This is a genomic window from Rubrimonas sp., from assembly GCF_036788415.1.
In the GTDB taxonomy this organism is placed as follows: domain Bacteria; phylum Pseudomonadota; class Alphaproteobacteria; order Rhodobacterales; family Rhodobacteraceae; genus Rubrimonas.
The window spans coordinates 1-5,908 of record NZ_DAIQNN010000133.1 but is presented as its reverse complement, the minus strand read 5'-3'; the positions used below and the strand labels follow the sequence as shown (position 1 = coordinate 5,908).

8 protein-coding genes are annotated in these 5,908 nt (G+C 68.4%); 6 read left to right on the top strand and 2 right to left on the bottom strand.

Annotated features, from left to right (window positions below):
- The 4 genes from hydA to V7Q31_RS16885 form a co-directional block, all read left to right on the top strand.
- Positions 1-1,416 (top strand): dihydropyrimidinase (gene hydA, locus V7Q31_RS16900; RefSeq protein ID WP_333835025.1); only part of this gene is annotated, 1,416 nt, incomplete at its 5' end.
- A 133-nt stretch (positions 1,417-1,549) separates the two neighbouring features.
- Entirely contained in the window at positions 1,550-2,431 is an 882-nt protein-coding gene (locus V7Q31_RS16895) for an HpcH/HpaI aldolase/citrate lyase family protein (protein WP_333835024.1), read from the top strand.
- 42 nt (positions 2,432-2,473) lie between these two features.
- On the top strand, positions 2,474-3,043 hold the full coding sequence (locus V7Q31_RS16890) for an NnrU family protein (RefSeq protein WP_333835023.1): 570 nt from the start codon (positions 2,474-2,476) through the stop codon (positions 3,041-3,043).
- Positions 3,044-3,147: 104 nt separating this feature from the next.
- Positions 3,148-4,185 carry a MaoC family dehydratase gene (locus tag V7Q31_RS16885; protein ID WP_333835022.1) on the top strand — a complete coding sequence of 346 codons (1,038 nt, stop codon included), beginning with the start codon at positions 3,148-3,150 and terminating at the stop codon, positions 4,183-4,185.
- A gap of 66 nt (positions 4,186-4,251) precedes the next feature.
- Here V7Q31_RS16885 and rplT read toward each other — a convergent pair whose 3' ends face one another.
- Together rplT and rpmI are read right to left on the bottom strand one after the other, a co-directional pair.
- Positions 4,252-4,614, bottom strand: a complete 363-nt coding sequence (gene rplT, locus V7Q31_RS16880; protein ID WP_333835021.1) for a 50S ribosomal protein L20 — start codon at positions 4,612-4,614, stop codon at positions 4,252-4,254.
- 12 nt (positions 4,615-4,626) lie between these two features.
- Positions 4,627-4,824 carry a 50S ribosomal protein L35 gene (gene rpmI, locus V7Q31_RS16875; protein ID WP_333835020.1) on the bottom strand — a complete coding sequence of 66 codons (198 nt, stop codon included), beginning with the start codon at positions 4,822-4,824 and terminating at the stop codon, positions 4,627-4,629.
- Between the two features lie 226 nt (positions 4,825-5,050).
- Between rpmI and V7Q31_RS16870 the strand changes: the two genes are divergently transcribed.
- On the top strand, positions 5,051-5,311 hold the full coding sequence (locus tag V7Q31_RS16870) for a hypothetical protein (RefSeq protein ID WP_333835019.1): 261 nt from the start codon (positions 5,051-5,053) through the stop codon (positions 5,309-5,311).
- 37 nt (positions 5,312-5,348) lie between these two features.
- A partial coding sequence (locus V7Q31_RS16865) for a BCCT family transporter (protein ID WP_333835018.1) occupies positions 5,349-5,908 on the top strand: 560 nt, incomplete at its 3' end.

Here is a 5,908-nt window from a genome sequence, read left to right as displayed (position 1 = left end):
GCGTGGAAGGCCGACGTGCTGATCGAGGGCGAGACGATCAGGGCGATCGGCCCCGACCTCAAGGGCGACGAGACCATCGACGCCGAGGGCGCCTATGTCATGCCGGGCGGCATCGACCCGCACACCCACATGGAAATGCCCTTCATGGGCACGACCGCCGCCGAGACCTTCGAGAGCGGCACTTTCGCCGCCGCCTCGGGCGGGACCACCATGCTGGTGGATTTCGTGCTGCCCGGCCCCGACGGCTCGATCCTGAAGGCGATGGAGGACTGGGACCGCAAATCGGCGCCGCAGATCTGCGTCGACATCGGCTATCACGTCGCGATCTGCGACTGGACCGAGACCATCCACGCCGAGATGGCCGAAGTGGTGAAGCGCGGCGTCAACACCTTCAAGCATTTCATGGCCTACAAGGGCGCGCTGATGGTGGACGACGACGAGATGTTCGCCTCGTTCCGTCGCTGCGCCGAACTCGGCGCGATGCCGCTCGTCCACGCCGAGAACGGCGACATCGTCGCCGAACTCCAGAAGAAATACATGGAGGAGGGCGTGACCGGCCCGGAAGGCCACGCCTTCTCGCGCCCGCCGGAAGTGGAGGGCGAGGCCGCCAACCGCGCCATCATGATCGCCGACGCCGCGGGCGTGCCGCTCTATGTCGTCCACGTCTCCTGCGAGCAGGCGCATGAGGCGATCCGGCGCGCGCGCGCCAAGGGGATGCGCGTCTATGGCGAGCCGCTGGTGCAGCATCTGGTGCTCGACGAGAGCGAGTATTTCGACAAGGAGTGGGACCACGCAGCGCAGCGGGTGATGTCGCCGCCCTTCCGCTCGAAGGACCATCAGGCGAGCCTCTGGGCCGGGCTGCAATCGGGCTCGCTGCAGGTCGTGGCGACCGATCATTGCGCCTTCACCACCGCGCAGAAGCGCATGGGGCTGAGCGGCTTTCCGATGATCCCCAACGGCACCGGCGGGCTCGAGGACCGGCTGTCGGTGCTCTGGACCCACGGGGTGGAGACCGGGCGGCTGACGCCCTCCGAGTTCGTCGCCGTCACCTCGACCAACATCGCCAAAATCCTCAACATCTATCCGCGCAAGGGCGCGATCGTCGAGGGCGCGGACGCCGACATCGTCGTGTGGGATCCCAAGCTGTCGAAGACGATCTCGGCGGCGTCGCAGAAATCGATCATCGATTACAACGTGTTCGAGGGCCATAAGGTGACCGCCCTGCCCCGCTGCACGCTGAGCCGGGGCGACGTCGTCTGGGCGCACGGCCAGAACAGCCAGCCCCAGCCGGGCCGCGGCAGGTTCGTGCCCCGCCCCGCCTTCCCCGCCGCCAATGTCGCGCTGTCGACCTGGAAGGCGCTGACGGCGCCGCGCGGGGTGCGGCGCGACCCCACCAACATTCCCTCAGGGGTCTGAGCGCGCGAGGGCGGCGCCGCAACTGTCGCAGAACCGTCTCGCCCTCTTGCCGCAGCGCAGCATTTCCCGTATCGACGCAAGAAAGTTGCGTCGTCTGCGTCCGCGCGACAACCATGCGCAAGGAGGCTGTGGAATGCCCGCCCGACACCGTCCCCGCCGGTCCGTGCTCTACATGCCGGGCTCCAAGGCGCGCGCGCTCGAGAAGGCGCGCAGCCTGCCCGCCGATTCTCTGATCCTCGACCTCGAGGACGCCGTCGCGCCGTCGGAGAAGGCGGCGGCGCGCGAGCTGGTCAAGGCGGCGGTGCTGGAGGGCGGCTTCGGCGAGCGCGAAGTCGTGATCCGCATCAACGGGCTCGACACGCCCTGGGGCGCCGCCGATCTGGTCGCGGCCTGCGCGGCGGGGCCCGACGCGATCCTGATCCCCAAGGTCGAGAGCCGGGAGATGATCGAGGAGGCCGACGCGCGGATGACCTATCACCAGGCGCCGGTCGACACGGCGATCTGGGCGATGGTCGAGACGCCGATGGGCGTGCTGCGCGCCGCCGAGATCGCCACCGGCCCGCGCATGGCCTGCTTCGTGATGGGCACCAACGACCTGGTGAAGGAGCTGCGCGCCGCGCACACGCCCGACCGGCTGAACCTCGCCGCGTCGCTCGGCTGGTGCCTGCTGGCGGCGCGGGCGCATGGGCTCGCCTGCATCGACGGCGTCTACAACGCCTTCCGCGACGCGGAGGGCACGCGCGCGGCCTGCGCGCAGGGGCGCGATTACGGCTTCGACGGCAAGACGCTGATCCATCCCGACCAGATCGCCATCGCCAACGACGTCTTCGCCCCGTCGCCGGACGACGTGGCGCTGGCCGAGCGGATGATCTCGGCCTTCGCCGAGGCGCAGGCGCGCGGCGAGGGCGTGGCGGTGGTCGACGGGCGCATCGTCGAGAACCTCCATGTCGAGAGCGCGCGGCGCGTGATCGCCGAAGCGCAGGCCATCGCGAGGCTTGAAGCCGAGGCCGCCTGAGGGCATCACGGCGTCGGACCTCCCTCACAAGGCGCGAATCCCATGCTCGTGATCCTGCTCGGCCTGCTGCTGTGGACCATCCCGCATGTCTACAAGGCCGCCGCCCCCGCCTCGCATGCGGCGCTCGTCGGCCAGTGGGGCGAGGGGCCGGTGAAGATCGCGGTCACGGCGGCGAGCGTGCTCGCCATCGCGCTGATGGTCTGGGGCTACGCCATCGAGGGCGGCTACGCCAATGTCTTCACGCCGCCGACATGGGGCTGGCATCTCAACAACCTGCTGATGCTGTTTTCGATGATCCTGCTCGGCGCGGGGCACATGAAGTCCAACGTCCGGCAGGTGATCCGCCACCCGATGCTGACGGCGGCGCTGATCTGGTCGGTCGCGCACATCCTGGCCAACGGGACCGGGCGGGCGGTGCTGCTGTTCGGGGGCCTCGGGGCCTGGGCGGTCCTGCACATGATCCTGCTCAACCGCCGCGACGGCGCGTGGGTCCGCCCGCCGAAGAGCCCGGTGAAGAAGGACGCCATCGCCATCGTCGCTGGCGTCGTCGTCTATGGCGCGGTCGCGATGATCCACTGGAAAGTCTTCGGCCTGTCGCCGTTTCCGAGTTGAGGCCGCGGCCCCGCCCCGCGACATATCGTTTCGCTGGACGATGCGCTCGATTGCCTTCTGTTGCGCCGCAACATAGCTTCGCCCCCCGAACAGCGGAGGGTGCGATGGAAAAGACCAACGCCGGCAATTTCTTCGAGGATTTCAGGCTCGGGCAGGTGCTCACACACGCCGCGCCCCGCACCGTGACCGAGGGCGAGCGGGCGATGAACGCCGCCCTCTACCCAACCCGTTTCGCGATCCCCTCCTCCGACGCCTTCGCGCGCGCCTGCGGCCTGCCGCGCGCGCCGCTGGAGGAGCTGATCGGCTTCCATGTCGCCTTCGGCAAGACCGTGCCGGACATCTCGCGCAACGCGGTCGCCAATCTCGGCTACGCCGAATGCCGCTTCCTGCGCCCGGTCTATCCCGGCGACGAAATCCGGGCGACCTCGGAGGTGATCGGGCTGCGGCAGAACTCCAACGGTCGCAGCGGCGTGGTCTGGGTGCGCTCGACCGCGACCGATGCGGCCGGCGCGCCGGTGATGAGCTGGGTGCGCTGGGTGATGGTGCGCAAGCGCGACCTCGACGCGCCAGCGCCTGAGGCGGTCGCGCCGAAGCTCGACGCGGCGGTCGCCGCCGAGACGCTCGCCATTCCCGGGGGGCTCGACTTCTCCGGCTATGATTTCGGTCTCGCCGGCGAGCCGTGGCGCTGGGGCGATTACGCGGTGGGCGAGAAGATCGACCATGTCGACGCCTCGACCATCCAGGAGACCGAGCACATGCTCGCGACCCGGCTCTGGCAGAACACCTCGCAGGTGCATTTCAACGTCACGACGCGCGAGGACGGCAAGCTGCTGATCTATGGGGGCCATGTGATCAGCCTCGCCCGCGCGCTGTCGTTCAACGGGCTGGCGAACGCGCAGATCATCGTGGCGATCAACGCCGGGACGCACGCCGCGCCCTGCTACGCCGGCGACACGGTGTTCGCCTGGTCGGAAGTGCTCGACAAGGCGGAGACGGCCAATCCGACGGTGGGCGCGCTGCGGTTGCGGCTGGTGGCGGTGAAGAACCGCCCGGCCTCGGCGTTCCCGCTGCGCGGAGCGGAGGGGAAATATGCGCCGGAAGTGCTGCTCGACCTCGATTACTGGGCGCTGATCCCGCGCTGAGAGGCCATGAGACGCGAACGCCCCGCCTTGCGGGCGGGGCGTTCGGAGTCGCGCGGTCGCGTCGGCTCAGGCGAGCGCGGCGCGGGCCTTGTGGACGATCGCGGCGAAGGCGTCGGGCTCGTGCACGGCGAGATCGGCGAGCACCTTGCGGTCCACCTCGACGCCCGACTTGGTCAGGCCGTCGATGAAGCGCGAATAATTCAGGCTCTCATCCACCATGCGGACGGCGGCGTTGATCCGCTGGATCCACAGCGCGCGGAAGTTGCGCTTGCGGGTCTTGCGGTCGCGCGTGGCGTATTGCTGCGCGCGCTCGACCGCCTGCTTCGCAACGCGAAAGACGTTCTTGCGGCGGCCGGAATAGCCTTTCGCCTGATCGATGATCTTCTTGTGACGGGCGTGGGCGGTTACGCCGCGCTTGACTCGGGACATCTGCGCGCCTCCTTACATGTAGGGAATGAACTGCTTGACGATCTTTTCGTCCGGCGCGCTGAGCACGGTTGTGCCGCGCGCATTCCGGATGAACTTGTTCGTCCGCTTGATCATTCCGTGGCGCTTGCCGGCCTGCGCGACTTTCACGCGGCCGGTCGCAGTGACCTTGAAGCGCTTCTTGGCGCCCGATTTGGTCTTCAGCTTGGGCATTTCGGTCTCCTGATCGAAGAACTAAGCAGACCCGCCGCGGCAGCCCATTTCAGCCGGACGAGTCGATGAAGCGCGGTGCTTACTGCGGCGCGCGCGCGAAGGCAAGGGCGGCGCCGGGCGACCGCCGGGGTGGACTCCGCCATGCGCGGTGTGTCACAGTATCGCAATCGAATGCGCGCCCCACCCCGGCGTCAGTAAAGCCAATAAAACGGCAAGTGGAGGGTTCATGTTTCGCAAGGCCATGATACCTGTCGATCTCGGGCGCATTGAAGAGCTTCACAAGGCGTTCGAAGTCGGTGCGAGCATTGCGAAGTCAGCGGGCGGCGCGCTCTGTTTCGCCGGCGTGACTGGGGCGGCGTCGGGCGCCGTCGCGCATGACCCCAAGAAATACGCGCACAAGCTCGCCGCCCTTGCGGCGGCGCAAGGCGCGGCGCATGGCGCCGATGTCGCGCGCCGTGCGCCCAGCTCGGTGACGCTGGTGCGCTGAACGCGCCTTTTCGCCCTCGCCCCCGAAAGGAGAGACGATGTCCGACCAGACGGAAGTGGAAGGCATCCCGGAGCCGGAAGGCGAAGTCACGCCCATCGAGACCGATTACGAGATCGGGCAGGACAATGTCGAGTGGCGGATCGGGCCGTTCGGCCTCGACGTGCACAATCCGGTGTTCCTCGTTTCGGGGCTGACCGTCGTCGCTTTCACCATGCTGACCATGGCGCTGCAGAACGAAGTCGAGCCGGTCTTCACCGCGGTGCGCGACGCGCTGACGTCCAATCTCGACTGGTTCTTCCTCGGCGCGGCGAACATCTTCGTCATTCTCTGTTTAGCGCTGATCCTCTCGCCGCTGGGCCGCGTGCGGATCGGCGGAGTCGAGGCGACGCCCGACTACAGCTATACGGGCTGGTTCGCGATGCTGTTCGCCGCGGGCATGGGCATCGGGCTGATGTTCTATGGCGTGTCCGAGCCGATCTCGCACTTCAACTCGTCGATGGGCGGCGTGAGCCTAGGCGAGGGCGGCGCGCGCACGGACTGGGCGCCGCTCGGCGCGGCGGAGGGCGACGCGGAGGCTGCGCGGCGGCTCGGCATGGC

Bases quoted from the DNA above. Each gene is read 5' to 3' on its own strand.
- V7Q31_RS16895 (WP_333835024.1), top strand. From the start codon at position 1,550: ATGCCCGCCCGACACCGTCCCCGCCGGTCCGTGCTCTACATGCCGGGC.
- V7Q31_RS16890 (WP_333835023.1), top strand. From the start codon at position 2,474: ATGCTCGTGATCCTGCTCGGCCTGCTGCTGTGGACCATCCCGCATGTC.
- V7Q31_RS16885 (WP_333835022.1), top strand. From the start codon at position 3,148: ATGGAAAAGACCAACGCCGGCAATTTCTTCGAGGATTTCAGGCTCGGG.
- rplT (WP_333835021.1), bottom strand. From the start codon at position 4,614: ATGTCCCGAGTCAAGCGCGGCGTAACCGCCCACGCCCGTCACAAGAAG.
- rpmI (WP_333835020.1), bottom strand. From the start codon at position 4,824: ATGCCCAAGCTGAAGACCAAATCGGGCGCCAAGAAGCGCTTCAAGGTC.
- V7Q31_RS16870 (WP_333835019.1), top strand. From the start codon at position 5,051: ATGTTTCGCAAGGCCATGATACCTGTCGATCTCGGGCGCATTGAAGAG.